Genomic DNA, 24218 nt, shown 5'->3' on the forward strand with positions numbered 1-24218 from the left:
CACCCGTTCGGAGTGGCCGGTGTCGGTGGGTGGTGGCAGGGTCGGTCCCATGAGCGACGCAGCCGCAGACCCGAAGAGGAAGCTCTCCGCCGACGAGGTCCGCGAGGCTCCCGGCCTCGACGACTGGCGGTTCCTGGCGAGCGGGATCCGGGCCCGCTTCCGCACCGGCGACTTCGCCGCCGGCCTCGCGCTGGTCGACCGGATCGGTGCGGCGGCCGAGGAGGCCGACCACCACCCGGACGTCTCGCTGACCTACCCGGCGGTGGTCGTGACGCTGGTCAGCCACGACGTCGGCGGCATCACCAGCCGCGACGTCGACCTCGCCCGGCGGATCAGCGGGTTCGCCGCCGAGGCCGGTGTCGAGGCGGACGTCTCGGGCCTCACCGAGATCGAGCCGGCGCTCGACTCCGCCGCCCCGCAGCACGTCGCCGACTTCTACGCCGCCCTGCTCGGCAGCGAGGTCGAGGACAACGGCGAGTGGGTGGCTGCGACCGACCAGGTGCCGAGCCTCTGGTTCCAGACGCCGCCCGGCCCCGACGAGGAGCACGGCGCCGAGCTGCCCCCGCAGGACCCCGAGCAGCGCTGGCACCTCGACGTCTGGGTGGCCCACGACGAGGCCGAGCAGCGCCTGCAGGCCGTGCTCGACGCCGGCGGCACGCTGGTCAGCGACGCCGAGGCCCCGTCCTTCTGGGTGGTCGCCGACGCCGACGGCAACCGGTCCTGCATCTGCACCCGCGCCGGGCGCTGAGATTCGTGGACCTCGCCGGCGTGGACGACCGCACCCCACTCACCTTCACCCAGGTGCAGGCCGAGGAAGGCCTCGACGACTGGCGGATGATGTTCCAGACCCTCGAGACCCGCTTCGCCACCGGCGGCCTCGAGGCGGGGCTCGCGCTGGTCGCGCGCATCGGCGACGCGGCCGCACGGGTCGGGCACGTCCCCGAGCTCGACCTCCGTGCGGCCACCCTTCACGTCCGGCTGATCAGTCGCGACGTCTTCGGGGTCACCCGCCGTGACCTCGCGCTCGCCCGCGAGATCAGCGCCGCCGCCGCGGAGGTGGGCGCCACGGCCGACCCGGCGGCGGTGCAGGTCGTCGAGATCGCCCTCGACACCGCCGACCACGGCGAGGTCAAGGCGTTCTGGCGCGCGGTCCTCGGCTACGAGGACCACCCGCTCCACGACGGCGAGGTCCGCGACCTCGCCGGCACCGGGCCTGCGCTGTGGTTCCAGGGCACCGACCCCCACGAGCTGCCCCGGCAGCGCTTCCACCTCGACGTCCGGGTGCCACCCGAGGTCGTCGCCCCGCGGGTCGAGGCGGCCCTCGCCGCGGGTGGCCGACTGGTGAGCGACGCCCACGCGCCGGCCTTCACCGTGCTCGCCGACCCGCAGGGCAACCAGGTGTGCCTCACGACCGGCCTCGGCCGCGACTGAGCGCCGTTCCCTGCCCACCGGCGGCCACATCGCGAGACTTCGGTTCCACATGTTGGGACGAGTGTCACACTTGCTTGACGCCGGCAGGCCCCGGCGACGACGGTTGTCGCATGCGCACCGAGATTCTTGTACGCACGCGACGCGTGGACTGAGGCCGACCGGCCGCAGGCACACGCGTCATCCCCTCGTCGCCCACCGGGCCGGGGGGTTTTTTGTTGGGCAGGCACCGCACGCTGGGAAGAGCAGGGAAGAGACGGACATGACGGAGCAGGGCGCACAGGTCGGCGGCACGGTCACGGGAGCCCAGAGCCTCGTGACGTCCCTCGAGGCAGCCGGCGTCACGGACATCTTCGGCATCCCGGGCGGCGCGATCCTCCCGGCCTACGACCCGCTGATGGACTCCACGCGGATCCGGCACATCCTGGTGCGCCACGAGCAGGCGGCCGGGCACGCCGCCCAGGGCTACGCCGCCGCGACCGGCCGGGTGGGTGTCTGCATGGCGACCTCGGGGCCGGGTGCGACCAACCTGGTCACCCCGATCGCCGACGCCCACATGGACTCGGTGCCGATGGTCGCCGTGACCGGTCAGGTCGGCGCCTCGATGATCGGCACCGACGCCTTCCAGGAGGCCGACATCCGCGGCATCACGATGCCGATCACCAAGCACAACTTTCTCGTCACCGACGCGGCCGACATCCCGCGCACCATCGCCGAGGCGTTCCACATCGCCTCCACAGGCCGGCCCGGCCCCGTGCTCGTCGACGTCGCCAAGTCCGCGCTGCAGGCCCAGACCACCTTCGCGTGGCCGAGCGAGCTGCACCTGCCGGGCTACCGCCCCGTCACCACGCCGCACAGCAAGCAGATCAAGGAGGCCGTGCGCCTGATCCGCGACGCGAAGCGTCCGGTGCTCTACGTCGGCGGCGGCGTGATCCGCGCCGGCGCGTCCCGCGAGCTGGCCCGGCTCGCGGCCCTCACCGGCATCCCGGTCGTGACCACGCTGATGGCCCGCGGCGCCTTCCCCGACAGCAACCCGCAGCACCTCGGCATGCCGGGCATGCACGGCACCGTCGCCGCGGTCGCCGGCCTGCAGAAGAGCGACCTGATCATCAGCCTCGGCGCCCGCTTCGACGACCGCGTGACCGGCAACCTCGACTCGTTCGCCCCGAACGCGCTGGTCATCCACGCCGACATCGACCCGGCGGAGATCGGCAAGAACCGCCACGCCGACGTCCCGATCGTGGGCGACGCCAAGGAGGTCATCGCCCAGCTCGTCGCGCGGCTCGAGGCCGAGGGCGCGGACGGTGACTACGAGTCGTGGGTGGCGTTCCTGGCGGGGCTGAAGAAGACCTACCCGCTGGGCTACGACACGCCCGCCGACGGCTCGCTCGCCCCGCAGTACGTCATCGAGCGGCTGAGCGCGATCGCCGGCCCCGAGGCGATCTACTGCTCGGGCGTGGGCCAGCACCAGATGTGGGCCGCGCACTTCGTCGACTACGAGCACCCCCAGACCTGGATCAACTCCGGCGGCCTCGGCACGATGGGCTTCTCGGTCCCGGCGGCGATGGGCGCCAAGGTCGGCAAGCCGGACAGCACCGTGTGGTCGATCGACGGCGACGGGTGCTTCCAGATGACCAACCAGGAGCTCGCCACCTGCGCGATCAACGACATCCCGATCAAGGTCGCGGTCATCAACAACGAGTCGCTCGGCATGGTGCGGCAGTGGCAGACGCTCTTCTACAACGAGCGCTACTCCAACACCGACCTGCACTCCAAGCGGATCCCCGACTTCGTCAAGCTCGCCGACGCCTACGGCTGCGTGGGCCTGGCCTGTGAGTCGCCCGACGAGGTGGACGCCACGATCGAGAAGGCGATGGCGATCGACGACCAGCCGGTCGTGGTCGACTTCCGGGTCCACCGCGACGCGATGGTGTGGCCGATGGTCGCCGCCGGCTCGAGCAACGACGAGATCAAGTACGCGCGCGACCTCGCGCCCCAGTTCGACGAGGACGACATCTGATGACCGCCAGCTCGCACAAGCACACCCTCTCGGTCCTGGTCGAGAACAAGCCGGGTGTCCTGGCTCGGATCGCCGGGCTGTTCTCCCGGCGCGGGTTCAACATCGACAGCCTCGCCGTCGGCCCGACCGAGCACCCCGAGGTCTCCCGGATGACCATCGTGGTCAACGTCGAGGAGTCCCCGCTCGAGCAGGTCACCAAGCAGCTCAACAAGCTCGTCGAGGTGATCAAGATCGTCGAGCTCGACGGACCGGGCTCGGTCAACCGCGAGCTGCTGCTGGTCAAGGTGCGCGCCGATGCCGCCAGCCGCGGCGCCGTCCTCGACGCCGTGCAGCTCTTCCGCGCCAAGGTCGTCGACGTCGCCCCCGACGCGATCACCGTCCAGGCCGTCGGCAACTCCGACAAGCTGGCCGACCTGCTGCGCGTGCTCGAGCCCTTCGGCATCCGCGAGCTCGTCCAGTCCGGCATGGTCGCCATCGGGCGCGGCTCGCGCTCGATCAGCGAGCGCCCGCAGCGTCTGGTGACGGTGCCCGCGCCGCCGTCGGCCATCGCCTGACCCACCCACCCATCCACAGATTTCCGCAGCACCAACCATGAAGGAGAGCCCCCGTGGCTGAGATGTTCTACGACGACGACGCCGACCTGAGCCTGATCCAGGGCAAGAACGTCGCGGTGATCGGCTACGGCAGCCAGGGCCACGCCCACGCGCTGTCGCTGCGCGACTCCGGTGTCGACGTCCGCATCGGCCTGCAGCCCGGCTCGAAGAGCCGCGACAAGGCCGAGGCCGAGGGCCTGCGCGTCCTCACCCCCCGCGAGGCGGCGGAGGAGTCCGACCTGATCGTGATCCTCGCCCCCGACCAGCACCAGAGGAAGCTCTACGCCGAGGAGATCGAGCCGGCGCTCACGCCCGGCGACACCCTCGTCTTCGGCCACGGCTTCAACATCCGCTTCGGCTACATCACCCCGCCCGACGGCGTCGACGTCTTCATGGTCGCCCCGAAGGGCCCCGGCCACCTCGTGCGCCGCGAGTACGTCGACGGCCGTGGCGTGCCGGTCCTCGTCGCGGTGGAGAAGGACGAGTCCGGCAAGGCCTGGGACCTCGCGCTCTCCTACGCCAAGGCGATCGGCGGCCTGCGTGCCGGCGGCATCAAGACCACCTTCACCGAGGAGACCGAGACCGACCTGTTCGGCGAGCAGGCCGTGCTCTGCGGCGGTGCCTCCCAGCTCGTCCAGTACGGCTTCGAGGTCCTCACCGAGGCCGGCTACCAGCCCGAGGTGGCCTACTTCGAGTGCCTCCACGAGCTCAAGCTGATCGTCGACCTGATGTACGAGGGCGGCATCGCCAAGCAGCGCTGGTCGGTCTCCGACACCGCCGAGTTCGGCGACTACGTCTCCGGCCCCCGCGTCATCACGCCGGACGTCAAGAAGAACATGGAGGACGTGCTCGCCGACATCAAGAACGGCGCGTTCGCCGAGCGCTTCATCACCGACATGGACAACGGCTCGCCGGAGTTCACCGAGTTCCGCAAGAAGGCGGAGTCGCACCCCATCGAGCAGACCGGTCGCGAGCTGCGCAAGCTGATGGCGTGGGTGAAGTCCCACGACACCGACTACGTCGAGGGCTCCTCGGCCCGCTGACGCGCCCGGCGCACCCGACCTCAAGGACGGCCTCGACGTGACGACGTACACCCACGGTCACGCCGAGGCCGTCCTGCGCTCCCACCGCTGGCGCACCGCCGCCAACTCCGCGGCACACCTCCTGCCGCACCTGCGCGAGGGGCAGCGGCTGCTCGACGTCGGGTCGGGGCCCGGCACCCTCACCGCCGACCTCGCCCGCGCGGTGGGCACGACCGGCGAGGTCGTCGCCCTCGAGGTGACCGAGGAGGCCGCCGACCTGACGCGCGCCGAGCTCGACCGGCAGGGGATCACCGCGCGGGTGCTGGTGGGAGACATCCACGCCCTCGACCTCGACGCGCTCGGCGGACCCTTCGACGTGGTCCATGCCCACCAGGTGCTCCAGCACGTCGCCGACCCGGTCGGCGCGCTGCGCGAGATGCTCCGCGTGACCCGTCCGGGCGGGCTCGTGTCCGCGCGCGACAGCGACTACGGCCACTTCTCGTGGCACCCCGCCTCCCCGGGGCTCGACCGGTGGCTCGCGCTCTACGCGGCCGCCGCCCGCGCCAACGGCGGGGAGCCCGACGCCGGGCGGATGCTCCTGGCGTGGGCGCACGCCGCCGGCGCCACGGACGTCGAGGCGTCGTCGTCGACCTGGTGCTTCGCGACGCCCGTGGACCGCGCCTGGTGGGGCGGCATGTGGGCCGACCGGATCACCTCCACCGCCCTCGCCCGCCAGCTCGTCGCCGAGGGCCGCGCGACCGAGGCCGAGCTCGCGGAGGTCGCGGACGCCTGGCGTGCCTGGGCCGACCACCCTGACGGCTGGCTCTCGGTGCTCCACGGCGAGATCCTCGTCCGCGCGTGAGCGGTGGCCCACCCACACTTTCCGCGCGCGGAAGGTGGCTGGCGCACCGCTCGTCCGCGCGCCGGCGTACGCCGCGGCCCCCGGCGGTGGCCCACCCACAGTTCCGGTCCGCGGAAGGTGGCTGGGACACCGCTGCCCCGGGTGACTCTGTCCGCGCTCACCCGCGCGGTGCTTGGTGCGGGGCCGGTCGTGCGCGACGATGCGGGTATGACACAGCAGCAGACGCTCGAGCAGACCCGCAGGCTCGGCGTCGAGACCACGGGCATCGAGATCATCGAGGAGTCGGCGCGCACCGCGAGCCCGCGCGACCTGTTCTGGCCGTGGTTCGCGGCCAACGTGTCCGTCTTCGGCATCAGCTACGGCTCGTTCGTCCTCGGCTTCGGCATCTCCTTCCGCCAGGCGCTCGTCGTCTCGGTCGTCGGGATCGTCGTCTCGTTCGCGCTCTGCGGGGTCATCGCGATCGCCGGCAAGCGCGGGTCGGCGCCGACGATGGTGCTCAGCCGCGCGGCGTTCGGCGTCAACGGGCAGAAGCTGCCCGGCGTGATCTCGTGGCTGGTCTCGATCGGTTGGGAGACCTTCCTCGCGATCCTCGCGGTCCTCGCGACGGCGACCATCTTCGACCAGCTCGGGTGGGCTGCCGGCACCGCGACCAAGGTCGTGGCGACGCTGGTCGTCGCCGCCCTGATCGTCTCGGCGAGCGTCGCGGGCTACCACGTCATCATGCGGCTGCAGTCCTGGCTCACCTGGATCACCGGCATCGCGACCATCGTCTACGTCGCGCTCACCCTCGACGAGATCGACTGGTCGGCGGTCGGCTCGGTGCCCGACGGCAGCGTGCAGCAGATGGTCGGCGCGCTGGTCATGGTGATGACCGGCTTCGGCCTCGGCTGGATCAACATCGCCGCCGACTGGTCGCGCTACCAGCGCCGTGACGCCAGCGGGTCGGCGATCGTCGGCTGGAACACCTTCGGCGGTGCGGTCGCGCCGGTCCTGCTCGTGGTGTTCGGCCTGCTGCTGGCCGGCTCGTCGCAGACGCTCTCGGCGGGCATCGTCGCCGACCCGATCGGGATGCTCGGCACCCTGCTCCCGACCTGGTTCCTCGTGCCGTTCCTGCTGGCCGCGATCCTCGCGCTGGTCAGCGGCGCCGTCCTCGGCATCTACTCCTCGGGCCTGACGCTGCTCTCGCTCGGCGTCCGGGTGCCGCGGCCGGCCGCGGCCGGGATCGACGGCACGATCCTCACCCTCGGCACGATCTGGGTGGTCTTCTTCGCCCAGGACTTCCTCGGCCCCTTCCAGAGCTTCCTGATCACCCTCGGCGTCCCGCTCGCCGCGTGGGCCGGGATCATGATCGCCGACATCGCGCTGCGCAAGCGGGACTACGACGAGGAGGCGCTCTTCGACCCCGCCGGGCGCTACGGCTCGGTCGACGTCACGTCGGTCGCGACGATGGTCGGGGCGTCCGTCCTCGGCTGGGGGCTGGTGGTCAACAACTTCGCCGCCGACGCTGCGTGGAACAACTGGCAGGGCTTCCTCATCGAGCCGCTCGGGCTCGGCACCTACGTCGACGACCCGCTGGGGGCCTACTGGGAGGGTCCGTGGGCCTACGCCAACCTCGGCGTCCTGCTCGCCCTCGTCCTCGGCTTCGGCGTCACCTACCTCGCGCGCCGCGGCACCGTGCGCCGCCAGGAGTCCTGAGGCGGGAACACCGGGCCGCGCACCGGTGTTGGGGCGCACGTGAAGATCGAGATCTGGTCCGACGTCCTCTGCCCCTGGTGCTACATCGGCAAGCGCCGCATCGAGGAGGCGCTGGCCGCCTTCCCGCACGCCGACGAGGTGGAGGTGCACTGGCGCTCCTACCAGCTCGACCCGGGCGCGCCCACCGAGCCCACCACCGGCACCGCGGAGATGCTGGCGAAGAAGTACGGCCAGTCGCCGGCCGGCGTGCAGCAGATGCAGGACCGGGTCGAGGCGGTCGCGGCCGAGGTGGGCCTGGTCTACCGGCTCTCCGAGACCCTCCACCTCAACACCGTCGACGCGCACAGGCTGATCCACCTCGCCCACGAGCAGGGCGGCAACGAGCTGCAGGGCCGGGTCAAGGAGGCGCTGCTCGCGGCCTACTTCACCGAGGCCCGCAACGTCGCCGACCACGCGGTGCTCCGCGACGTCGCGGTCACGGCCGGGCTCGACGCCGACCGGGTCGACGCGGTGCTCGCGAGCCGCGAGTACGCCGACGCGGTGCAGGCCGACATCGACCAGGCGCAGGCCTACGGCGCCGGCGGCGTCCCGTTCTTCGTCGTGGACCAGAAGTACGGCGTCTCCGGCGCGCAGCCGACCGAGGTCTTCACCCAGGTGCTGGACAAGGCCTGGTCGGACTCGCACCCCTCGATCCAGGTGCTCGCCACCGGCGACGCCGGCGAGGTGTGCGGGCCCGACGGCTGCGCGATCTGACGCCTACCGCGCCTTCTCGCCCCGCGCGGCCTGCTCGGCACTGGCGAGCACCCGCGCGGCGCGGGTCTCGGGCCGCTTGGCGAGCACGATCCACGTCAGGATCATCTTCTGCGCCGACGGCGACCACGAGTCCCAGTGCTCCCGGGATCCGGGGTGGGCGCGGAACGCGGCAGCGAGGTCGGCGGGCACGACGCAGTCCTCGACGTCGTCCATCAGCGTCCACGTGCCGGTGTCCTTCGCGAGCGCCACGGCGGCGGCGCCCGCGGGCTCCATCAGGCCGGCCTCCTCGAGCCGGGCGACGCGGCCCTTGTTGATCCGGGTCCACATGCTGCCGCGCCGCCGGGGCGCGAACCACATCATGGTCCGGTGCTCGTCGACCGGTCGCACCGTGGAGTCGACCCACCCGAAGCGCAGCGCCTCGAGCACCGCGTCGTCGTAGGAGAAGGGCCGGTCGGCGGCGCGGCGAGGACTGACCAGCCAGGCTCCGGTGGGCCGGGCGTGATGCTCGCGCAGCCAGTCGCTCCACTCCCGGACGGTCGTCGGCTCGAGCCGCTCCGCGTCGTCCATCACGCCCATGGCACGAGGCTAGGCCCCACCGCCGACATCGCGCGCGTCCCACATGCGGGGACCGCGCCCGGTCCCCGTGACCCGCGGGTACAGTGGGCGGCGCACAGCGTCGTGCAGTCCCGGACACATCCCCAGAACTTCTCGAGGACCCCGCTGTGAACGCACCTGTCAAGCCTGTCGTGCTCATCGCCGAAGAGCTCAGCCCCGCCACCATCGAGGCGCTCGGCCCCGACTTCGAGATCCGGCACTGCAACGGCGCCGACCGCGCCGAGCTGCTCCCGGCGATCGCCGACGTCGACGCGATCCTCGTCCGCTCGGCGACCAAGGTCGACGGCGAGGCGCTCGCGGCGGCGCAGCGGCTCAAGGTCGTCGCCCGCGCGGGCGTCGGGCTCGACAACGTCGACGTCAAGGCTGCCACGCAGGCCGGCGTGATGGTGGTCAACGCGCCCACCTCCAACATCGTCAGCGCCGCCGAGCTCGCCGTCGCGCTGATGCTCGCCGCCGCCCGCCACATCAGCCCGGCCCACGCCGCGCTGCGGGGCGGGGAGTGGAAGCGCTCGAAGTACACCGGCATCGAGCTCTACGAGAAGACCGTCGGCATCGTCGGCCTGGGTCGTATCGGCGTGCTCGTGGCCCAGCGGCTCAGCGCGTTCGGCATGAAGGTCATCGCCTACGACCCCTACGTCCAGGCCGGCCGCGCCGCGCAGATGGGCGTGCGCCTCGTCGACCTCGACACGCTGCTCGCCGAGTCCGACTTCATGAGCGTCCACCTGCCCAAGACCCCGGAGACGGTCGGCCTGATCGGCGCCGACGAGCTCGAGAAGGCCAAGCAGAGCCTGGTGCTCGTCAACGCCGCCCGCGGCGGCATCGTCGACGAGGCGGCGCTCTACGACGCGCTCAAGAACGGCCAGATCGCGGCCGCCGGCCTCGACGTGTTCGCCAGCGAGCCGTGCACCGACAGCCCGCTCTTCGAGCTCGAGAACGTGGTGGCGACGCCCCACCTCGGCGCGTCGACCGACGAGGCGCAGGAGAAGGCCGGCATCGCGGTCGCGCGCTCGGTCCGCCTGGCGCTGAGCGGCGAGCTGGTCCCCGACGCGGTCAACGTCCAGGGCGGCGTGATCGCCGAGGACGTGCGCCCCGGCATCCCGCTCACCGAGAAGCTCGGCCGGGTCTTCACCGCCCTCGCCGGCGAGGTCGCGAGCGCGCTCGACGTCGAGGTGCGCGGCGAGATCACCGAGTACGACGTCAAGGTGCTCGAGCTCGCGGCCCTCAAGGGCGTCTTCGCCGACATCGTCGAGGAGCAGGTGTCCTACGTGAACGCGCCGCTGCTCGCCGCCGAGCGCGGGACGGAGGTGCGACTGGTGACCGAGGCGGAGAGCCCCGACCACCGCAACCTGATCACCCTGCGCGGCACCCTGGCCGACGGCACCCAGGTCTCGGTCAGCGGCACGCTCATCGGCATCGCGCAGAAGGAGCGCCTCGTCGAGGTCAACGGCTTCGACGTCGACATCGAGCCCACCACCCACCTCGCGTTCCTCACCTACGAGGACCGCCCCGGCATGGTCGGCACGGTCGGCGGCATCCTCGGCGACGCGCAGGTCAACATCGCCGGCATGCAGGTCTCGCGGCGCGAGCAGGGCGGCGCGGCGCTGGTGGCGCTCAGCGTCGACTCCGGCATCCCCGCCGACACGCTCGCCGAGATCGAGGCCGCGATGAAGGCCTCGGTGCGCGCGGTCGACCTGACCTGACCCGACCTCGCCCGTCTGACGCGGCCGTCAGGCCACGACCACCCGGCCGGTGCCGGTCGACCCCCGTCGACCCGGCACCGGCCGGTCCGCGTCGCGCACGTGGTCCCAGGCCGCGGCGAGGCGGCGGACCGCCTCGGTGAGCGCCTCGGGCGACGCCGTCCACGGGATCCGGACGAACCGGTCGAGGCCGCCCTCGACGGCGAAGACGGGACCGGGTGCGAGCACCACCCCGCGCCGGGCGGCCTCCTCGGTCACGGCGGTGCCCAGCGGCTCGGGCAGCTCGCACCACAGCGCGAGCCCGCCCTCCGGGACCCGGAAGCGCCACGACGGCAGGTGCTCGCGGACCGCGGCGACCACCGCGTCGCGTCCGGCCGCCAGGCGCGCCCGGTGGACCGGCAGCACCTCGTCGGCGTGGTCGAGCAGGTCGGCCAGCACGAGCTGCTCGAACACCGGTGCGCCGAGGTCGATCCCGACCCGGGCGCGCAGCAGCCGGTCGACCTGGTCGAGCGGCGCGCGCACCCACCCGAGCCGCAGGCCGCCCCAGAACGACTTGCTGGCGCTGCCGATGGTGATCGCGTCGCGGGCGAACGCTGCGAGCGGGCGCGGCATCGACGCGGCGAGCGCGGGGTCGTGGGCGAGCGCCTGGTGCGCCTCGTCGGCCACCGCCAGGGTGCGGGTCCGGGCCAGGGCCGCGGCCAGCTCCTCGCGCTGGGTGTCGTCCATCAGGTGCCCGGTGGGGTTCTGGAAGTCGGGGATCAGGTACGCCAGGCGCGGCGCCGTCTGCCGGACGGTGGCGGCGAGCGCGTCGACGTCCCACCCGTCCGGGTCGACGGCGGCCGGGACCAGCCGCGCTCCGGAGCCGCGGATCGCCTCCGTGGCGTTGGGGTAGGTCGGGGACTCGACCAGCGCCCGGTCGCCGGCGGCGGTGAACGCGCGCGCCACGACGGCCGCCGCGGCCAGGGCGCCCGCGGTGACCATGACCTGCTCCGGCGCGGTCGGCAGCCCACGGGCGTCGTAGGTCGCGGCGATCCTCGCCTGCAGGGCCGGCATGCCGAGCGGGAAGTAGCCCGGCCCGCCGAGGTAGGCCGGCAGCTGCTCGGTGGCCCGCTGGTAGGCCTCGGCCAGCCCGGGCGGCGCGGAGTGGGCCGCGCAGTTGAGGTCGATCACGTCGTCGCCGCCGGTGCCCGGCATCAGCGCCCGGTCGTGGGCGCGACGCCGCCCGCCCGGCACCCGGGTGAACGTCCCGGACCCGCGGCGCGCCTCGGCGTACCCGCTCTCGCGCAGCACGTCGTAGGCGCGGGTCACCGTGGTGCGTGAGACGTCGAGCGCGGTCGTGAGCTCGCGCTCGCTGGGCAGGCGCACACCGAGCCCGATCCGGCCGTCGCCGACGAGCACGCGCAGCCGGTCGGCGAGCCCGGCGTAGGCGGGGGAGCGCGGGAAGTCCCCGACCAGGGTGGCCACGCGCTGGGCGCTGACGGTGGGACTCACGGTGGCCACTCTCGCACGATTGGCTATGTCGGACAATGCCAATCGACGTCACACTGGAGGCATGACCCGCTCCACGTCCTCCCGCACCACCCTCGACGCCGGCGCCCCGCGCGGCGTGCTCGTCGACCTCGGCCCGATCGCCCAGCTGCGCGCGGGCCGCCTCGGTCGGCGGCTGCCGCAGCTCTACGTCGGGCTGTTCCTCTACGGGGTGTCGCTGGCGATGATGGTGCGCGGCGCGCTCGGGCTGGCGCCGTGGGACGTGCTCCACTCCGGCTTCATCCGGCACGTCCCGATGACGCTCGGCCAGGCGGTCGTGCTGTTCAGCTTCGTCGTGCTCCTGCTCTGGATCCCGCTGCGCGAGATGCCGGGGCTCGGCACGATCAGCAACGCCGTGGTGGTCGGCCTGTCCGCCGACGCCACCCTCGCGGTCCTCGAGCGCCCCGACGCCCTCGGCCTGCGCCTCGCGCTCATGGTGGGCGGGGTGGTGCTGTGCGGGCTCGCGAGCGCGCTCTACATCGGCGCCCAGCTCGGGCGAGGACCGCGCGACGGCCTGATGACCGGCCTCTCCCGCCGCACCGGGCTGTCGCTCCGGCTGGTCCGCACCGGCCTCGAGGTCGCGGTCGTGGTGATCGGCCTCGTCCTCGGCGGCGTCATCGGGGTCGGCACGGTCGTCTACGCGCTCGCCATCGGCCCGCTGACCCAGCTCATGCTGCCGTGGTTCACCGTCGACGTGATGGCGCCCGACGTGCAGTGAGCCTCATCGCGCCCCGGACGACGGGGCGGGTGGCTGCTGGAGCCCCTCGGAGGTCAGGAAGGCGATCACGCCGACGCTGAGGATCGACGAGACGAGCATGCCGCCCTGGCCGAACATCAGCGGCAGGGCGGTCACCGCCCACACGTCGAAGCCGCGTGCCACGCTGAGGATCACGCCGGTCGGGGCGCCGCCGGCGGGGGTGCTCACCATCGGCGCCGCGTAGTTCGGCGGCTTGCCGGTGATCCACCGCACGGTCGCCGCGATCGAGGAGAGGCCGCACGCGATCGCCAGGTTGACCGCCCCGCCGCCGGGGGCCTCCCGCACGAGCGTGGGCGTGGTCGCCAGCGCGAAGAGCATCAGCGCGGTGCCCGGCACGACGAGGTGGGCGAGCAGCAGCCGCTGCCGGCTGAACGGCATCATCCGGGCCAGCCCGTCGGTCCGCACGACGACCCGCAGCCCCGAGCAGAGCGCCGGCCCGCCGAGCAGCCCGGCGAGGGTCGTCGCCAGCACGACCGCGCGTCCGGCGTCCGCCTCCGCGGCGGCGTAGGGCACCAGCACCAGCCCGGCGAGCAGGACGTACGGCTGGGGAGCGCGGCGCGCCCGCAGCAGGTCGCGGTGGACGAGCGCCTGCCACCCGACCGGGCCGCCGCGGTGGGTGCGCACGTGCGCCCCGCGCCCCCAGCGCCGGGCCAGCAGCACGTCGTACATCAGGCCGAGGTCGACCGACGACAGCGCGCCGGACAGGCTGGGGGAGAGGTGCTCGGTCTGGCCGAGGACGCGCCGCGAGACCGAGCCGACCGCGACCGTCGAGCGCCACACGACCAGGACGGCCACGACCGCCAGGGCGACCGCGACCGCCACCACCGCACCCGCCGGCACGGCAGGCACCCGGTCGAGCCGGTGGGTCGCGGCGAGGCCGAGCGCGGCCCACAGCGCCAGGGTGACCACCCAGGTGAGCCAGCGGGAGGCGTGGCCCTCGCGCACCTGCGACAGGGCGGCCACCCCGACGCACGCGAGCGCGGTGGTGCTCCCCACGACGAGGTAGACGACCGCCTCGTGCCAGGCGAAGCCGCCGAGCACGGCGGGCGCGAGCAGCAGCAGGGCGGCCCCGACGACCGTGAGGGCGCTGGTCCGCAGCCACCCCGGACGCAGCAGCGCCCCACGGTCGACGGGCGACGTCAGCACCCACGCGTTGGCGGCGGGCGGGCTGAAGACGGGCCCGAGGAGGCGAGCCAGGCCGAGCGCGACCAGGGCCACGGCGAGCGCGGCCAGCCAGGGGGCGGCGGAGCGGACCTCGCCGCAGCTCGCGGCGCAGGTCTCGTCGGCCAGGCGGCGGAGCTCGAGGACCACGTTGCCCGCCATCGCGCCGACCATCACGACGCAGAAGAGCCCGACGTAGGCGTCGGAGAGGGCCTCGCCCCACTTCAGCTCCGCGCGCCCGCGGCGCCAGTCGCGGATCTCCTGGCGCACCTCCCGCGCGGTGGCGACCTCGGTGCGGTCGGCTGCCTCAGTGGTCATCGGGCGTCCCCGCAGCGGTGCCGAGGCGGACGACGCGGTCGCACACGCGGGTCACGAGGTCCGCGTCGTGGCTCACGAGCAGGACCCCGCGACCGGCCCGCTTCTCCGCCACGAGCCGGTCGCCGAGCCAGGCGACGCCGTCCACGTCGAGCCGGGCCTCGGGCTCGTCGAGCACGAGGAGCCGGCGCGGCCGGACGAACGCGCTGGCCAGAGCCAGACGTCGCCGCTGGCCCGACGACAGCGTCGACGGCAGCTGGCCGGAGACCTCCATCAGCCCCACCTCGTCGAGCACCGCGTTGACGACCTCCTCGGCGTCGGGCGTCGAGTGGGCCCGTGCGACGAGGTCGAGGTGCTCGACCACGGAGAGGTCGGGGAAGAAGTCGATGTCGTCCATGACGATGGCCAGGTCGGCGCGGATCTCCGGCCGGCGCTCGTCGAGCACGGTGCCCGCGAGGGTCGACTCGCCCGCGTCGGCCTCGTCGGCGCCGACGATGCAGCGCAGGAGGGTGGACTTGCCGCTGCCGTTGGGCCCGACCACGCCGACCGCCTCGCCGGCGCGGACGTCGAGGTCGACACCGTCGAGGATCGTGCGGTCACCGAAGGACCGGGTGATGCCACGGACCGCGAGCAGCGCCGGCTTCGCCGGGGCCGCCTTCTTCTTGGCCATGCACCCATCCAAGCAGCCGCCCGGCGGGTCAGCCCACGACCCGGCCGACACCTTCGCGCCGCGGGTCGGCGACGGCCTCGAGGGTGCCGTCCGCCCGCACGAGGGCAGCGCCGACGCCGCCGAAGTACATCGACGGCTCCTCCTCGACCCGCACGTCCTCGTCGGGCAGGCCGGCGCGGTGCACGTGGACGCGCGGATGGGCGACGGCGTCGGTGAGGTCGAGTCCGCCGAGGAAGCCGGCCAGCGCGCCGGCGACCGCGGTGGTGATCCGGTCGGCGCCCGGCGAGCCGATCGCCAGGGTGTCGCCGTCGTCGTGCCGCCCGACCGTCGGTGCCATGTTGGACAGCAGTCGCTGGCCCGGGGCGACCGACCTCCCGGGCGGGTTGAGCTCCTGCTCGCCGAGGCAGTTGTTGAGCCAGATGCCCGTGCCGGCGGCGATCATGCCCGCTCCGTAGCCCGAGGACACCGTGACCGAGCACGCGGCACCGTCCGCGTCGGTGACCGACACGTGGGCGGTCGAGCCCGACTCGAGGACGGCGCGGTGGTCGGCGTCGACCCGGTCGAGCCACGCGCGCGAGGCGGCGTCGAGGTCGGCGGCGGTCTCGAGGACCTCGCGCCGGTGGCCGAGCACGGCGCGCTGGACCCGGACCAGGTGCGCGACGTCGTCGGCGTCCCAGGTCCCGCGGGGGCGGCCGTCGAGCAGGCGCAGCATCGAGGCCACGACCACGCCGCCCACCGACGGCGGGGGAGTCGTGGCGAGGCGCCAGGGCCCGACCCGGGTGGTCAGCGGTGCACGCACCACCGCCTCGTAGGCCGCGAGGTCGGCGGCCGACAGCGCGCCGCCGCGGGCCCGGACGTCGTCGGCGACGAGCCGGGCGAGGTCGCCCTCGTGCAGCGCGCGGGGACCGGCGGCCGCGACGTGCTCGAGGGTCGCGGCGAGGTCGGGCACGACCACCCGGTCCTCGGTCACCCGCCCGTCGGCGTCGTGGAGCGCGGCGCGGCTCGCGTCGTCCCAGCCGAAGATCGTCTCGTGGACGTGGCGCAGGTAGTAGCGCGACGCCGACCCGAGCGCGAACCCGTCGCGGGCCACCGCGAGCGCAGGTGCGACCAGCTCGCGCCACGGCAGCCGGCCGTCGCGCGCGTGCGCCTCGCCGAACGCGGCCAGCGACCCGTGGGTGGCGACCGAGCCCGGCCCGACGGTGATCGTCACGCCGCCGCCGTAGTCCGTGGTGACGTCCCACGTCCGCGGCGCGGGTGCGTCCGCGTCGCGGCCGCGCCCGGGGCGGTCCATCCACCCGTCGACGGTGTAGGCGTCGCCGCGCGCGGGCTGGACGGCGACGAAGCCGCCGGAGCTCAGCGAGACGAGGCCGACCTCGTTGACCATCGCCACGAGCGCCGCGGCGATGGCGGCGTCGACCGCCGAGCCGCCCGCGAGGGCGACCTGCTCGGCGGCGTCGGCCGCGGCCGGGCTGGGCGCGGCGACGGCGAGCGCGGTCACCGGGCGCCTCGCGTCGTCAACGCCGGGTGGCGATCACGGCGGACGCGTCGGTCGCGACCATCACCTCGACGGCGGTGAACCGCTCGTCGGTGAGCCACTGCTCGCGCAGCGTGTCGACCCGGCCGTAGGTGATCGGGGGCCACGACTCGCAGGGCGCGAAGTCGTCGAGGACCACGATGCCGCCCGGCTCGACGAGGTCGATGATGGTGTCGACGCCGACCTCCGACGGGCTGCCGGAGTCGAGGAACAGCAGGGAGAACGGGCCGCGGTCGCGCAGCACGTTCCAGTCGGCCGCGAGCACCTCGACCTTGTCGTCGGTCTCGAAGATCCGCGAGGCCGCGCCGGCCAGCGACTCGTCGAGCTCGGCGGTGAGGATGCGCGCGCCGTTGCGCACGCCGCTGCGCAGCCACGCGGTGCCGACGCCGCAGCCGGTGCCGAACTCGGCCATCGTGCCGCCGCGGGTGGCAGCGAGGGTGGCGAGCAGGCGGCCGGTCTCGTTGCGGCAGAAGGCGACGTAGCCGGCCTGGCGGCACACGTCGAAGGCGCGCTGGACGACGTCGGGGAGATCCGGGGGAGCAGACATGAGGTCGCCGAGTCTGTCACCCCGAGCCGCAGATCCCAGTCGCTGGTCCGACATCTCACGATCTGACACGTTCGGCGAAATCGGCTGCGGGACGCCCGTGTGCGGTCGTACAGTCGATCCACCATGCGGACCGTCTTCGTACTTATCGATCGCCGCGGCGAGGCCTGACAGAGAGGCCACCTCGTCGCGGTGTTCGGCGTTGACGAGGTGAGACGCCCCCGGCCTTTCGACTCGCATCCTGGGTTGACCCAGGTGCTCGAAGTCGCCGCCTCCGTGGCGGGTCCTCGCAGTCACTGCGCGATCCGCACACGCCAGGCCGGGAGCCGGACCGGGTGACCCCCGCACTCCTCGCTCCTCCACCCGCCGCGGTGTCGGTGGCTTCGGGCAGCACCACCCGACCACCACCGTCTCGTCACCCGAGGAGTGATCTCGATGTACGACCTGTATCCCGACAGCTGGGGCCCCGCCGCGCACGACCCGGAGAACCCGCGCAGCGCCGAGAACGTCACCGCCGCCCTGCAGACCGCGCTTGACCTGCGAGACAACGGCGCGCAGCGTCCGGACGACAACTAGCCTCGCCGGCATGTCCGACACCCAGCAGCACGCGTCCGCACCGGCCTCCGGAGCCCAGAGCCTCGCCGTCATCCCCGGCGACGGCATCGGCCCGGAGGTGACCGCCGAGGCCTTCAAGGTCCTGGAGGTCGCCTCGCCGGTGAAGCTCGAGCCCACGCGCTACGACCTCGGCGCGGAGCGCTACCTCGCCACCGGCGAGGTGCTCCCGGACTCGGTGCTCGCGGAGATCCGCGGGCACGACGCGATCCTGCTCGGGGCGGTCGGCGGCAAGCCCAACGACCCGAACCTGCCGCCGGGCATCCTCGAGCGCGGGCTGCTGCTGCGGCTGCGCTTCGAGCTCGACCACTACGTCAACCTCCGTCCGTCGCGCCTGTTCCCCGGCACGGCCTCACCCCTGGCCGACGACGTGCTGGCGAAGGGCGACATCGACTTCGTGGTGGTCCGCGAGGGCACCGAGGGCCCCTACACCGGCAACGGCGGCGCGCTGCGCGTCGGAACGCCGGCCGAGATCGCCACCGAGGTGTCGGTCAACACCGCCTACGGCGTGGAGCGCGTGATCCGCGACGCCTTCGCCCGCGCCGAGAAGCGCCCGCGCAGGAAGGTCACGCTGGTCCACAAGACCAACGTGCTCGTCAACGCCGGGTCGCTGTGGTGGCGGCTGTTCGAGCAGGTCGCCGCGGAGCACCCCGACGTGACCACCGACTACATCCACATCGACGCGGCCATGATCTTCATGGTCACCGACCCCGCCCGCTTCGACGTCGTCGTCACCGACAACCTCTTCGGCGACATCGTCACCGACCTCGCCGCCGCCATCACCGGCGGCATCGGCCTGGCCGCCTCCGGCAACGTCAACCCCGACCGGACGGCCCCCTCGATGTTCGAGCCGGTCCACGGCTCCGCGCCCGACATCGCCGGCCAGCAGAAGGCCGACCCGACCGCTGCGATCCTCTCCGGAGCGCTGCTCCTCGACCACCTCGGCCACGCGGACGCCGCCGCCGCGATCGAGGAGGCGGTGCTCGCCGACCTCCGCGAGCGCACGCCGGGCACGACCCGTCGTACGAGCGAGGTCGGCGACGCGATCGCGGCCCGCCTCTAGCCTGCTCACGTGGACGACTGGCGGCAGGTCGAGCTCGACGGAGCGACCATCACGGGCCTGCTGGTCGGGCACGTCGAGCAGGCGGTGGCCTACGGCTCCCGTGGCGACCGCCCCCTGGCCGTCCTGCTGGACGCGTCCGGGGTGAAGAAGGCCATCACGCCGCTGGGCAGCGGGCCGGTGACCTCGGCCTGCCACTACAGCGGGATGTACGACGTCGTGGTGGGCCGCGCCCACCCGGTGCTGACCACCCACGAGTTCTTCGGCGAGCACCTGCCCGGCTGCGGGTGCCACGGCCGCATCGAGGACTCCACCACCGAGGGTGCGGTCCGCCTGTGGACGGTCTGCGACAGCGACGAGAACGTGCTCGTGCTGACCATCCGCGCCGACGGCTGGTTGGTCCAGGGCGAGTCCGTCGACGGGAGCCAGGACCCCGGGCGGGGACTGCGCGTCGTCGGCGACGTCGAGGACGTGGACCTGTGGGTCAGCCCGTACAGCTTCGACGAGATGCTGGTCTCGGGACCGCTCGTGGGCGGCGACGGCCGCACCAGCCTGGTGTGGAGGAGCGGCGCTGCCGGGTGGGTCCCTCATGAGACGCCGCGCGCGATGGACGCCGTGACCAGCAACGGCACCCGTCACCTCGCCGGTCACCACGACCTCCACCCGGTGATCTCGGGCGTGGGTCCGGCCTCGGCACCTGACGTGGACCTCGACCCCGACTGGCCCCACGTCACCCAGCTCGACCACCACCTCGTCGCGCTGCAGGGCGCCGCCGGTCCCCAGCTCTGGTCGTGGGCCGAGGACGCCTGGATCCCCGAAGCCCTGCCTCCGGGTCGGCTCAGCGGCGGCGTACGAGCCCAGCCCTGGGACGACGAGTGGCCCGGCGAGACGGTCGAGGCCGACGACCGGCTCTTCGTGATCATCGACGGCCAGATCTGGCACCGCCCCTACCGGATAGGTTGACCCCCATGCAGATCAGCACCACCGCCAACCCCACGCCCGTCGACGACGCCCGGCTCGCCGAGATCCTCGCCAACCCCGGCTTCGGGACCCACTTCACCGACCACATGCTCACGGTGGAGTGGACGCCCGACGCGGGCTGGCACGCCGCGCGGATCACGCCCTACGGGCCGCTGACCCTCGACCCGGCCACGGCGGTCCTGCACTACGCCCAGGAGACCTTCGAGGGGATGAAGGCCTACCGCCACGAGGACGGCTCGGTCTGGACGTTCCGTCCCGAGCAGAACGCCGCCCGCATGGTGCGGTCCTCCCAGCGCCTGGCCTTCCCCGAGCTGCCGGTCGACGACTTCGTGGCGTGCGTCGATGCGCTCGTGGAGGCCGACCAGCGCTGGGTGCCCGACAACGCCGCGTCCGGCGGCGGCGAGAAGTCGCTCTACCTGCGCCCGTTCATGTTCGCGTCCGAGACCTTCCTCGGCGTGCGCCCCGCCCAGCACGTGACGTTCATGGTGATCGCCTCGCCCGCGGGTGCGTACTTCAAGGGCGGCATCAAGCCGGTCAACCTCTGGCTGTCGGAGACCTTCACCCGCGCCGGGCGTGGCGGCATGGGCGCGGCCAAGACCGGCGGCAACTACGCCGCGTCGCTGGCCGCGCAGCGCGAGGCGATCGAGCAGGGCTGCGACCAGGTCGTCTTCCTCGACGACCAGGAGTTCCGCTACATCGAGGAGCTCGGCGGCATGAACCTGTTCTTCGTGCACCGCGACGGCCACGTCGTGACGCCCGAGACCGGGACCATCCTCGAGGGCATCACCCGCGCCTCGATCATCGAGCTCGCCGGCAAGCTCGGCCACGCGGTCGAGGAGCGCAAGGTCTCCATCGACGAGTGGCGCGACGGCGTCGCCTCCGGCGACATCACCGAGGTCTTCGCCTGCGGCACCGCCGCCGTAGTCACCCCCGTCGGCGAGCTGCGCTCCCCGAACGGCGTCACCCCGGCCCCGGCCAGCACCGACCTGACCATGCGGATCCGCGAGGCGCTCGTCGGCATGCAGTTCGGCCGCAGCGAGGACACCTTCGGCTGGATGCACAAGGTCTGCTGATCCGCCGACCTCGGCCGATCGGCCGAGGAGGACCGGCCCGCGGGCCGATCCGGTGGGCGCCGCGCACCGCGAGGCTCGTCCCCATGACGACGACCGCGCCCGCCACCGCCCAGCCGACCACCCGTCCCCGCCGGGACTGGTGGATCCCGGCGCTCCTGCTGCTGCTCGCCCTCGTGCCGTCCGCGGGCGGCGTCTTCCGGGTGATCGACCTCTCGGGCGGCCGCACCGCGGAGAACGCCCGCTTCTTCGACCTGCCGGCGCCGATCCTCGTGCACATCCTCGGGGCCACGACGTTCCTGGTCCTGGGCGCGCTGCAGGTGTGGCCGTCCTTCCGGCGCCGGCGACCGGCGTGGCACCGCTGGAGCGGCCGGGTGCTGGTGCCCGCGGGCATCGCCGGCGGCCTGAGCGGGATGTGGATGGCGGCGTTCTCCGACGTGCCGGCGCACGACAACACCGCCCTGATGTGGCTGCGGCTGCTCTTCGGCGCCGTCATGGTCGCCGGGCTGGTGCTCGGGCTGGTCGCGATCCGGCGTCGTGACGTCCGCACCCACCAGCGCTGGATGGCGCGGGCGTACGCCGTGGCGCAGGGAGCCGGCACGCAGGCGCTGTTCCTGGGACCGTGGGTCGCGGTCGTCGGCCAGCCCTCGGGCAACCCGAAGGCGGTCGTGATGGGCGCCGCCTGGGCGGTCAACCTCGCCGTCGCGGAGTGGCTGGTGCGCCGCTCCGAGCGGCGTCAGTCGAGCCGACGGGTCTGATAGGCCCAGAGCGCGAGCTCGACCCGGTTGCGCACGCCGAGCTTGACCATCAGCGACCCGAGGTGGGTCTTCACGGTGCTCAGCGAGACGTGCAGCTCGGCGGCGATCTCGTGGTTGGTCAGCCCCTGCGCGACGACGAGCAGCACGTCCTCCTCGCGCTCGGTCAGCGGCGAGCCCGGCGCGCGCGGCGCGTCGCGGGTGGCGTACGCGCGGAGCAGCCGGGTCGTCACCGACGGCGCGACGAGCGAGCCGCCGTCCGCCGCGGCCCGCACGGCGTGGGCGAGCACCTGCGGCCCGCAGTCCTTGAGCAGGAAGCCGCGCGCTCCGGCCTGGAGCGCGCCGTAGACGTACTCGTCGAGGTCGAAGGTGGTGACCACCACGACGGCCATCGGGTCGGCGACCGCTGGGCCGGCCAGCAGCCGGGTCGCCTCGATGCCGTCCATCCGCGGCATCCGGACGTCGAGCAGGCACACGTCGGGCCGCAGCCGCCGGGCCTGCTCGACGGCGTCGCGGCCGTCGACCGCCTCGGCGACGACCTCGATGTCGTCCTGGGCGCCGAGGATCGTGGCCAGCCCGGTGCGGACGATCTCCTGGTCGTCGGCGACCAGCACGCGCAGCGTCACCAGGCGTCCTCCGCCCGCTCGGGCAGCACCGCGCGGACGGTCCACCCGCCGCCGGTCGCGGGGCCGGCGACGAGGGTGCCGCCGAGCAGCGCCGCGCGCTCGGTCATGCCGACGATCCCGAAGCCCGCGCCCTGCGGGGGCCGGCCGCGGCCGTCGTCGTGCACGGTCAGCTCGACGTCGGTGCCGCGGCGGACGACCCGCACGTCCACCCGGGTCGGGTCGAGCGCGTGCCGCCGGGCGTTGGACACCGCCTCCTGCGCGATCCGGTGGAGGGCCGCTGCGGTCGTGGGGGAGAGGCCGTCGACGTCGTCGAGGCGGACGTCGACAGCCGGTCCGCCGTCGCCCGCGCCGGCCAGCCCGGCCAGGTCGTCGAGCGGGCGTTCGGGGACGTCGCCCTCCTCGCGGAGCGCGCGGACGACGGTGCGCGTCTCCGCGAGCGTCCGGCTGGCCTCCTCGTCGATGCGCCGCAGCGCCCTCTTGGCCGCCTCCGGGTCGGTGTCGGCGACCGCGAGGCCCGCCTGCGCACTGATCGCGATGGCGGTGAGGTGGTGGGCGACCGTGTCGTGCAGGTCGCGGGCCAGCCGCTCGCGCTCGTCGCGGCGTACGTCGCCGAGCTCGCGCACCTGCAGCACCGCCCGCGACCGGAAGACCGCACCGAGCGCCACCGAGGCGACGACGACGGCGAGGCCGCCGACCCGGTCGCCGGTCGAGGTCGTCTGGGTGACCAGCGCGATGCCGGCGACCGCCGCGAAGAGGCCGATCCCGACGACGGCGTCGCGCCCGCGCGCCCAGCGGGCGAGCGCGAACGGGATCATCAGGGCGGCCACCCCCGCCGTGAGGTCGGCCGGCTGCCTCCCGGAGGCGACCCCGACGGCGAGCTGGACGACCGCCATCGCCGAGAAGACCGTGATGGGCACGAGGGTGTGGGTGCGGCGCACGAGCAGCGTGGGCAGCCACACCAGGAAGGTGGCGAGCGCCACCCACCGCCAGGCTCGGTCGTCCGGGCCGACGACCGTCTCCAGGATGCCGTGGACGGCGAAGTAGACGACGAGCCCGACGTCGACCTGCGTGCGTCCGCGCGCGCCCGGAGCCGCGGGCAGGTGCCAGAGCTGGCGCAGGAAGGGAGGCACGCCTGAACCGTAGTGGCGGGCGAGGTGGTCGCGTATCGGCCGGATGACCGAGACGGGTGGGTCATCGCGCGACGTCGAGCTGCATCCTTGCTCGGAAGGCCGTGAGGCCTTGCAGGAACTCCCGCGCAGCCTCCTCGGAGACTGCGGACGGCGGAAGCGCCGAGAGCCACTCGCACAGGCGCCTTCCGTCCACGAAGTGCACCCCGTCGGCCTGGAAGCCCTCCGGCACACCGTGGCGAGCGGGTCCCCACAGGACGATGCAGGACGTCACCGACACGCTGGTGCGATTCGCTCGCCGTCGACCGTGGGCCTCGGGCTTGAGGAGCGTGCGGGCGAGCGCCTCGGTGCGGACACGCGCTCGCGCAGCCGACGCAGTCATCGCCGCCACGCTCGCGGTGGTGACCGACGTGTGGAACTTCGAGTCGAGGACGACCACGCCACCGTTGCGGGTGATGACCACGTGGTCCAGGTCGCCAGCCCGGAGCGTGATGCTGTCGACCCATCCCCAGACCAGCTTCTTCTTCCTCGCAGCCTCCAGCTCCGAGCGGGTGTTGTCCTCGCCCCAGCTCCCACGCAGGTGGTGGATCGCGCGCGGCTCGTGGGCGAGGACGGCCGTGTTGAGGAGGTGGAGGAAGGCGGCTGCCACCGCTGCGTGTGCGAGTCCGATCGCGTACCAGGCGGCTGAGCTCCCGAACCGCACGGCAGCCCATGAGGTGAGCAGCACGAACACAGAGAGGGCCGAGACCACCAGCAGGACGGGGACTGGGTTGCGTCTGAGCCACGATCGACGC

The 24218-nt window shown here is 73.5% G+C and carries 24 protein-coding genes; 15 read left to right on the top strand and 9 right to left on the bottom strand.

Features of this window, described 5'->3' with window-relative positions; translation table 11 throughout:
* Nucleotides 1-49: 49 nt before the first annotated feature.
* The 8 genes from KDN32_RS06080 to KDN32_RS06115 all read left to right on the top strand — a co-directional run bounded on the left by KDN32_RS06080 (nt 50) and on the right by KDN32_RS06115 (nt 8373).
* Entirely contained in the window at nt 50-748 is a 699-nt protein-coding gene (locus KDN32_RS06080; RefSeq protein WP_211731162.1) for a 4a-hydroxytetrahydrobiopterin dehydratase, read from the top strand.
* Between the two features lie 20 nt (nt 749-768).
* A complete protein-coding gene (locus KDN32_RS06085) occupies nt 769-1431 on the top strand; it encodes a 4a-hydroxytetrahydrobiopterin dehydratase (RefSeq protein ID WP_307853764.1) in 663 nt (220 codons plus the stop codon).
* Between the two features lie 259 nt (nt 1432-1690).
* On the top strand, nt 1691-3448 hold the full coding sequence (locus KDN32_RS06090) for an acetolactate synthase large subunit (protein WP_211731163.1): 1758 nt from the start codon (nt 1691-1693) through the stop codon (nt 3446-3448).
* Complete coding sequence (ilvN, locus tag KDN32_RS06095; RefSeq protein WP_211731164.1) at nt 3448-4002, top strand: acetolactate synthase small subunit; 555 nt, start codon at nt 3448-3450, stop codon at nt 4000-4002. The genes KDN32_RS06090 and ilvN overlap by 1 nt, the downstream gene beginning before the upstream one ends.
* Before the next feature lie 53 nt (nt 4003-4055).
* Nucleotides 4056-5084, top strand: a complete 1029-nt coding sequence (gene ilvC / locus KDN32_RS06100) for a ketol-acid reductoisomerase (protein WP_307853765.1) — start codon at nt 4056-4058, stop codon at nt 5082-5084.
* Nucleotides 5085-5121: 37 nt separating this feature from the next.
* A complete protein-coding gene (locus KDN32_RS06105; protein WP_211731165.1) occupies nt 5122-5925 on the top strand; it encodes a methyltransferase domain-containing protein in 804 nt (267 codons plus the stop codon).
* A 207-nt stretch (nt 5926-6132) separates the two neighbouring features.
* Nucleotides 6133-7620, top strand: a complete 1488-nt coding sequence (locus KDN32_RS06110) for a purine-cytosine permease family protein (protein WP_211731166.1) — start codon at nt 6133-6135, stop codon at nt 7618-7620.
* 39 nt (nt 7621-7659) lie between these two features.
* Nucleotides 7660-8373, top strand: a complete 714-nt coding sequence (locus KDN32_RS06115; RefSeq protein WP_211731167.1) for a DsbA family oxidoreductase — start codon at nt 7660-7662, stop codon at nt 8371-8373.
* A gap of 3 nt (nt 8374-8376) precedes the next feature.
* On the opposite strand, the gene KDN32_RS06120 is transcribed toward KDN32_RS06115, so the two are convergent.
* Nucleotides 8377-8949: a YdeI/OmpD-associated family protein gene (locus tag KDN32_RS06120; RefSeq protein ID WP_211731168.1), complete on the bottom strand. Its 573-nt coding sequence runs from the start codon at nt 8947-8949 to the stop codon at nt 8377-8379.
* A gap of 146 nt (nt 8950-9095) precedes the next feature.
* Between KDN32_RS06120 and serA the strand changes: the two genes are divergently transcribed.
* Nucleotides 9096-10688 (top strand): phosphoglycerate dehydrogenase, encoded by a 1593-nt coding sequence (gene serA / locus KDN32_RS06125; protein ID WP_211731169.1) that lies wholly within the window; start codon nt 9096-9098, stop codon nt 10686-10688.
* A gap of 27 nt (nt 10689-10715) precedes the next feature.
* Here serA and yczR read toward each other — a convergent pair whose 3' ends face one another.
* Nucleotides 10716-12176: a MocR-like transcription factor YczR gene (gene yczR / locus KDN32_RS06130; protein ID WP_211731170.1), complete on the bottom strand. Its 1461-nt coding sequence runs from the start codon at nt 12174-12176 to the stop codon at nt 10716-10718.
* A 61-nt stretch (nt 12177-12237) separates the two neighbouring features.
* On the opposite strand from yczR, the gene yczE reads away from it, so the two are divergent.
* Nucleotides 12238-12930 (top strand): membrane protein YczE, encoded by a 693-nt coding sequence (gene yczE / locus KDN32_RS06135; RefSeq protein WP_249216368.1) that lies wholly within the window; start codon nt 12238-12240, stop codon nt 12928-12930.
* Between the two features lie 3 nt (nt 12931-12933).
* On the opposite strand, the gene KDN32_RS06140 is transcribed toward yczE, so the two are convergent.
* Genes KDN32_RS06140 through KDN32_RS06155 form a run of 4 tightly spaced genes read right to left on the bottom strand, consistent with a single transcriptional unit; the run spans nt 12934 to nt 17196 of the window.
* A complete protein-coding gene (locus tag KDN32_RS06140; RefSeq protein ID WP_211731171.1) occupies nt 12934-14448 on the bottom strand; it encodes a DUF6297 family protein in 1515 nt (504 codons plus the stop codon).
* Nucleotides 14438-15115 (bottom strand): ABC transporter ATP-binding protein, encoded by a 678-nt coding sequence (locus tag KDN32_RS06145; protein WP_211731172.1) that lies wholly within the window; start codon nt 15113-15115, stop codon nt 14438-14440. Before KDN32_RS06145 ends, KDN32_RS06140 begins: the two co-directional genes overlap by 11 nt.
* A 28-nt stretch (nt 15116-15143) precedes the next feature.
* A complete protein-coding gene (locus KDN32_RS06150) occupies nt 15144-16613 on the bottom strand; it encodes a gamma-glutamyltransferase (RefSeq protein ID WP_211731173.1) in 1470 nt (489 codons plus the stop codon).
* Nucleotides 16614-16629: 16 nt separating this feature from the next.
* Complete coding sequence (locus KDN32_RS06155) at nt 16630-17196, bottom strand: O-methyltransferase (protein ID WP_211731174.1); 567 nt, start codon at nt 17194-17196, stop codon at nt 16630-16632.
* A gap of 432 nt (nt 17197-17628) precedes the next feature.
* On the opposite strand from KDN32_RS06155, the gene KDN32_RS06160 reads away from it, so the two are divergent.
* The 5 genes from KDN32_RS06160 to KDN32_RS06180 all read left to right on the top strand — a co-directional run bounded on the left by KDN32_RS06160 (nt 17629) and on the right by KDN32_RS06180 (nt 21674).
* The gene (locus KDN32_RS06160; protein WP_211731175.1) at nt 17629-17769 is read left to right on the top strand and encodes a hypothetical protein; all 141 of its coding nucleotides are present in this window, start codon (nt 17629-17631) and stop codon (nt 17767-17769) included.
* A 10-nt stretch (nt 17770-17779) separates the two neighbouring features.
* Nucleotides 17780-18868, top strand: a complete 1089-nt coding sequence (locus KDN32_RS06165) for a 3-isopropylmalate dehydrogenase (RefSeq protein WP_211731176.1) — start codon at nt 17780-17782, stop codon at nt 18866-18868.
* Between the two features lie 9 nt (nt 18869-18877).
* Nucleotides 18878-19828 (top strand): hypothetical protein, encoded by a 951-nt coding sequence (locus tag KDN32_RS06170; protein ID WP_211731177.1) that lies wholly within the window; start codon nt 18878-18880, stop codon nt 19826-19828.
* A 5-nt stretch (nt 19829-19833) separates the two neighbouring features.
* Nucleotides 19834-20919 carry a branched-chain amino acid aminotransferase gene (locus KDN32_RS06175; RefSeq protein ID WP_211731178.1) on the top strand — a complete coding sequence of 362 codons (1086 nt, stop codon included), beginning with the start codon at nt 19834-19836 and terminating at the stop codon, nt 20917-20919.
* An 83-nt stretch (nt 20920-21002) separates the two neighbouring features.
* Nucleotides 21003-21674, top strand: a complete 672-nt coding sequence (locus tag KDN32_RS06180; protein WP_211731179.1) for a DUF2306 domain-containing protein — start codon at nt 21003-21005, stop codon at nt 21672-21674.
* Here the strand turns inward: KDN32_RS06180 and KDN32_RS06185 are convergent.
* The 3 genes from KDN32_RS06185 to KDN32_RS06195 form a co-directional block, all read right to left on the bottom strand.
* Nucleotides 21653-22297: a response regulator gene (locus KDN32_RS06185; protein ID WP_211731180.1), complete on the bottom strand. Its 645-nt coding sequence runs from the start codon at nt 22295-22297 to the stop codon at nt 21653-21655. The two genes, KDN32_RS06180 and KDN32_RS06185, sit on opposite strands and share 22 nt — an antisense overlap.
* Nucleotides 22294-23427 (bottom strand): sensor histidine kinase, encoded by a 1134-nt coding sequence (locus KDN32_RS06190; protein WP_211731181.1) that lies wholly within the window; start codon nt 23425-23427, stop codon nt 22294-22296. Before KDN32_RS06190 ends, KDN32_RS06185 begins: the two co-directional genes overlap by 4 nt.
* A gap of 61 nt (nt 23428-23488) precedes the next feature.
* Nucleotides 23489-24073, bottom strand: a complete 585-nt coding sequence (locus KDN32_RS06195) for an NERD domain-containing protein (RefSeq protein ID WP_211731182.1) — start codon at nt 24071-24073, stop codon at nt 23489-23491.
* Nucleotides 24074-24218 lie beyond the last annotated feature (145 nt).

It is taken from the genome of Nocardioides palaemonis (genome assembly GCF_018275325.1).
Taxonomy (GTDB): Bacteria; Actinomycetota; Actinomycetes; order Propionibacteriales; family Nocardioidaceae; genus Nocardioides; species Nocardioides palaemonis.

What these genes read in the sequence shown, in the direction of transcription:
- KDN32_RS06080 (WP_211731162.1), top strand. Translation starts at nt 50, where the DNA reads ATGAGCGACGCAGCCGCAGACCCGAAGAGGAAGCTCTCCGCCGACGAG.
- KDN32_RS06090 (WP_211731163.1), top strand. Translation starts at nt 1,691, where the DNA reads ATGACGGAGCAGGGCGCACAGGTCGGCGGCACGGTCACGGGAGCCCAG.
- ilvN (WP_211731164.1), top strand. Translation starts at nt 3,448, where the DNA reads ATGACCGCCAGCTCGCACAAGCACACCCTCTCGGTCCTGGTCGAGAAC.
- KDN32_RS06110 (WP_211731166.1), top strand. Translation starts at nt 6,133, where the DNA reads ATGACACAGCAGCAGACGCTCGAGCAGACCCGCAGGCTCGGCGTCGAG.
- KDN32_RS06120 (WP_211731168.1), bottom strand. Translation starts at nt 8,949, where the DNA reads ATGGGCGTGATGGACGACGCGGAGCGGCTCGAGCCGACGACCGTCCGG.
- yczE (WP_249216368.1), top strand. Translation starts at nt 12,238, where the DNA reads ATGACCCGCTCCACGTCCTCCCGCACCACCCTCGACGCCGGCGCCCCG.
- KDN32_RS06140 (WP_211731171.1), bottom strand. Translation starts at nt 14,448, where the DNA reads ATGACCACTGAGGCAGCCGACCGCACCGAGGTCGCCACCGCGCGGGAG.
- KDN32_RS06145 (WP_211731172.1), bottom strand. Translation starts at nt 15,115, where the DNA reads ATGGCCAAGAAGAAGGCGGCCCCGGCGAAGCCGGCGCTGCTCGCGGTC.
- KDN32_RS06155 (WP_211731174.1), bottom strand. Translation starts at nt 17,196, where the DNA reads ATGTCTGCTCCCCCGGATCTCCCCGACGTCGTCCAGCGCGCCTTCGAC.
- KDN32_RS06160 (WP_211731175.1), top strand. Translation starts at nt 17,629, where the DNA reads ATGTACGACCTGTATCCCGACAGCTGGGGCCCCGCCGCGCACGACCCG.
- KDN32_RS06165 (WP_211731176.1), top strand. Translation starts at nt 17,780, where the DNA reads ATGTCCGACACCCAGCAGCACGCGTCCGCACCGGCCTCCGGAGCCCAG.
- KDN32_RS06175 (WP_211731178.1), top strand. Translation starts at nt 19,834, where the DNA reads ATGCAGATCAGCACCACCGCCAACCCCACGCCCGTCGACGACGCCCGG.
- KDN32_RS06180 (WP_211731179.1), top strand. Translation starts at nt 21,003, where the DNA reads ATGACGACGACCGCGCCCGCCACCGCCCAGCCGACCACCCGTCCCCGC.